Consider the following 4,946-nt stretch of genomic DNA (forward strand, 5'->3'; position numbering starts at 1 on the left):
TAACGCCCATGGCCATACCGGCCATTTGCGAAAGCGCGCTGCCTGCCATCGAACCGAGCACCGCCCCACCAGCCAGTGCCCAGCCACTTAACCCGGCAGTAGTACCGAGCACACCGCCAGACAGGGCTGCTGCGCCGATAGACCAAGCAGAGGCAGTCCCAGCAGCGGCAGCTCCTGCCCCGGCTGCTGCACCCGCCCCAGCAGCCGAGGAAGCCGCACCAAACGCAGATGCAGCCGCCCCAGCGGTATAGATCGTGACCACAATCGCCACCACAATCATCACAATGCTCGACAACCCACCGCTCTTCTTCTTCTTCGGCTTCGGCGGTACGTACTTAGCCTGGGGCGTGATGTTCCCGATAACGTCGCTCTCGTTATAGGGCTGGAAGGTCGTGGCGTTGTTGGCGTTGCTGCCGGCCACGTTGGGAATGGTCAGGGTACTGCCCGCAGCCGGAGTATCGCCCCCGCCAAGGCCATTGGCGTCGGCGATCAGATACCACATGCTCGAATCGCCCCAGATCTTCTGAGCAATGCCCTGCAGGCTGTCGCCCTGTACCACCACATAGCTGGTCGGTGTGTTGCCCCCCGAGGCGGGGCTCAGTTGCTCGAGGGTGTCGGTGATTTCCGGCTTGTCGGCGTTGCCGATATTGGCCAGGGCGCGGCCATCCAGGGTGACGTAGCGCTGCGAAGTCCCATCGTTCTCACGGCGTACTTCCATCTGCCCGGCGCGGCTGGAAGCATAGCGCAAGGTAAAGTTGGTCTTGCCCGTTGCAACCGCATCCAACAGCTCGCCGCGCGCGGTAAAACTCTTCACCGTGGTACCCGGAGTGCCCCTGGTCAGAAGGTTGGTGATCTTGCTTTCCTTCCAGCTATCGAAGCCGCCGTACTCGTAGTGGAAGCCCCCCCCTGTCACGGGGTCACCTTTGCTGTCATACACGGTATAGCGGTAATGCATCTGCCGACCGGCGGCATCGATCATGGGCGTAATGGCAACCTCTACTCCATTGCGATCGATATTCGCGGTTTCATTGAAGTAGCTGTACTGCGCCGGCTTCCAGCGTTCGCCATTCCAGCGTTGCGCTTCCTGCGAGGCCATCTTGCCGTCGCCGCGATAGCTGTAATAGGTCACTGTCTGCTCGGTGGCCTTAAGGTTATTGAGATCGATCTGGTTGTCCGACTGCTTGAGGCGATTTCCCTTATCGTCATAAATGGCGGAGAACGCGGCCAGCGCATTGCTCCAGTTAGTGAGTGGCGACGAGTTCATGCTGGTGTCCGACTTGCCGCCCTCCGCCACCTCTCTCGCCGCAGTGCGCTTGGTTATTTCTTTGAGTTGCCCCTGGTCGGTATAGGCATAATTCTCCCGGACATACATGTGCAGCGGCGTGCCAAAGAAGTCGAGGGTATTGAAGGACATCTCGGTGGACAGCCGGCGACCCGCCGCATCATAGGTGTGGGCCTGGCCTTTGGCCTTGTTGTTGGTCATGCCCGCCACCACTTTGCCGCTGTCGCTTAGGTAACCCTCCGTTATCAGCGCGCGCCCCTCCAGATCGTACTTGTACCAGTTGTCGATCACGGCCCGGGCGCCGGACTGATTGGTGGTGTCCAGGCGCACCCGGCGGCGGTTGCCGAATTCGTCATAGCTGTATTTCAGCGAATCGATGCGCGCGGTGTTTACAACAAGGTTGTCCGCGCCGACGTGCCGACTGCCCGCCGGGGTTTTGACTTCCTTCAGGCGGTTCTGCTCGTCGTAGCGGTACCGGGTATCCGTGCCGCTGCTGGTGGCCGTCGTGCCATTGTTGAAATAACCCGCGCTTATTTCCTGTACCTTGTTGCCGGCCAGATCGTAGGCGTACTGGGTCTTCTGCCAGCTATTGCTGCCCGCGCCATCGACGATCTCTTTGGTCAGGCCGTTTCTGTAGTAGCTAAAGGTGCGCGCGGGCCCGCCGCTCACCGTCTCCTTGAGCAGTTGGCCGAAGGCGTTGTAGCTGTATCCGTAGACCCTGCCGGCCAGGTCCGCGTGGCTGCGCAGGCGCGAGTAGTCGCCGGAGTCGTAGGTCCAGGTTTGCGTGACCAGCCCGTCCCATTCCGAGGTCTTGCGCCCCAGCGCATCGAAGCCATACCTCTTCTCCACCTTGGACTCGTTGCGGGTCCAGGTCAGGTTGCCACGCTCGTCGTAGAGGCTATAGCGCGTGTTGCCGGCAACCCCGGAGCTGTAGGACGCCCCATTACGCTGGTCGCCAACGCGCTTCAGGGTTTCTTCGATCTCCTGGGTGCCGGAGATTTCCGCGACCAGGCGTCCGGCCTGGTCGTACCTCTTGGTTTGGAGAACCACCCTGGCCCCGTCGCGGATGATGCCATGGGTGATGTGCCTATCCATGGCGTCGTAGGTATCGACTGTCACTACGCCCGTTGCGCCACGCGTCGCAATGCGATTGCCATGGGCATCCACCCGGTAGGTGCGCCAATTGCCCAGCCAGTCGACCTCGCGCTCCAGTTCGCCGCCCTGGTCGTAGACATAATGGCGGGTACGCAGCAGGTTGAAGCTGGTCGACCCCGCGTAGGGCCAGGCCCAGTCCTGCTCGGCAATGAACCTGCCGGCGGCATCATAATGCCGCTGGCGCATGATCTGCGCTCGATAGGCGGTGCCATTCTCGCGAACAATCTCCGTGGCGGGCGCCGTTTCCGCCCACAGCTTATTGTTGTGGTCATAGTTGTAGAAGGTGCTCTGGCCGCGAGCATCGATACGCTGGGTAACGTTGCCCCAGCGATCGAAGAACTGCTTGATCACCGGCGTGGCATCGACGGTCGCCACATTGTTCAATGGGTCGGCGCTGGTGTTTGCGTTGTATCCGGGAAGGTGCTGCTCGACCGCCCGGCCAAGCAGGTCATACTTCGTGTAGGTTATCCGGTCGTCCAGGCTCGTATTCAGGTCGCCCAGGACATTGCTCTGCGAGAGATTGCCGGCGAGATCGTAGTGCAGGCCCAGCAGATTCTGCTGGGTGCTGGCATAGGTGTAGGCCTTGCCGCGCTGGTCGTACATTGAGGTTTCGATCAGCTTCCCATTTACCCGTCTGGCTTCTACTTCGCCGAAGCGGTTGTACTCCAGCGTGGCCCGGTCGGACAGTCTGTCTGTCCAGGTACTGAACCAGGTCACGACGGCCGTCTGCTGACCCAGCTTGTCGTACTCGAAGTTGCGCTGAAGAGTCTGGGCGTAAACCACCTTGTTCCCGTTGATGGTCCAGGCATTCAAGGTAATGCTGGTTTGCTGCAGCTCTTGGATTCGCCGCCCGGCCACATCGACCTTGTAGGTCTCCTCGGCACCGCTGGCGTCGATGCTCTTCACCTCATGGCCGGCGGCGTCGTACAGGGTGCGGGTCTGCTGTGTCGCGCCACTCTGGGCATTGCCGTTACCGTCCTTGCCGGCCGTCCGCGTCTCGCGGATCTTCTGCCCAAAGGCATTGAACAGATTGGTGACCGTGGCAGACGCCAGTACGATGCCGTCAAAGCCCAGCGCGAATGGATCGACCGCGCCCGCCTTGGCCGCCCAGCGGCGCGGCTCGGTGACCTTGGTGAGCTGGCCGAGGGCGTTGTATTCGCTGGTGGTGACGTTGTTCAGGGCATCGGTCAGGGTGCGGACGTTGCCCAGCGCGTCATAGCTGGTCTTGCTTTCGATGAGGTTGCCGCGTTTCTCGGTGGAGGTGACCTTGCCACCAAAGTCAGTGGCGTCCTGCACCCAGTAGCGCACGTTCTCGCGGGTGACCTGGGTCACCCGGCCCATGGCGTCGTAGCTGTAGGCCGTGCTGCGGTCGTCGTCGGTGCTGACCGGGGCTTCGGGCGGGGTTGTCGTGTTCCAGCTGCTCAGCGCGGTGCCGTACTCCACCTGGCGCTTGAGCCGGCCCAGGTTGTCGTACTCCATGCGCGTGTAGTAGCCCATGGCATCCACCATGCCGATGCGGTTGCCGGCGCCGTCGTAGTAGTAGGTCGTGGACGCGCCGGTGATCTTGGTCGCGCCGCTGGCATCGCGCCCCACCAGAGTCTCCTTCACTACCCGGCCCAGGGCGTCGTAGCTGTACAGCGTGGTCGGCGCCAGGGTCTGGCTGGTGGAGGTCGCCACGTTGCCGGTGAAGGTGAACACGCTGACCATATCCTGCTGGACTCGGGTCTTGCGCCCGGCCTTGTCATAGGCGGTGGTCAGGGTGCGGTCATTGGCAGCATCGGCCACCAGGTTGGTGCTGGTGATGTCGCTAGCCAGGTAGTAGCCGCGCGAGGGCACCGCGCCGGTCAGGCCATTGGCGAAGCGCTTGGTGCTGATCTGATTGCCCAGGGCGTCGTAGCCATAGGCGGTGACGCCGCCCAAGGCGTCGATCTCGTGGGTCACCCGCCCCACGCTGTCGTAGACCTTGTAGCTGTCGACGAAGTCGGTGGCGGCGTTGCCGCTGTTGTTAACCCGCACGCGATTGCGCACGGCATTGCCGGCCGCGTCGTAGGTCACCGTGGTGGTGACCTGGAAGGTATTGGCGGTGCCGTCGCCGGCCTGCTGGAAGGCGCCGCTGGTCTTGTTGTACCAGCCGGGCGAGGTGATGCCGATCTGCCGGTTGAGCTTGTCGTAGCTGTACTTGGTGGTGCGGGCCTGGCTCAGGTCGTCGCTGCTGGCCGCATCGGCCACGTTGGCACGCAGGCGACCTTCGCTGCGGCTGAGCACATTGCCCAGATTGTCGTAGCTGATCAGGGTGACGAGGCGTACCGTCTTGCCCGTTACGGCTCCTGCCGCATCGATGCTGGCCACGTACAGCGGCGGCGTGATCTCCTCGACCAGCCGATTGCGTGCGTCGTAGTTGTAGGTCCAGACGTGGCCAAGCTTGTTGGTCAGGGTCTTGCGGTTGCCTACCGCGTCGTAGCTGTAGCTCTCCTTGTGACCCAGGGCGTCGGTGGTGCTGAGCAGGCGC

1 protein-coding gene is annotated in these 4,946 nt (G+C 62.4%); it reads right to left on the reverse strand.

The features are described from left to right. On the reverse strand, window positions 1-4,946 hold a 4,946-nt coding region (locus tag AAFN46_RS20460; protein WP_347810536.1), incomplete at both ends, for a LysM peptidoglycan-binding domain-containing protein.

Source organism: Pseudomonas sp. CAU 1711, assembly GCF_039888625.1.
In the GTDB taxonomy this organism is placed as follows: Bacteria; Pseudomonadota; Gammaproteobacteria; order Pseudomonadales; family Pseudomonadaceae; genus Aquipseudomonas.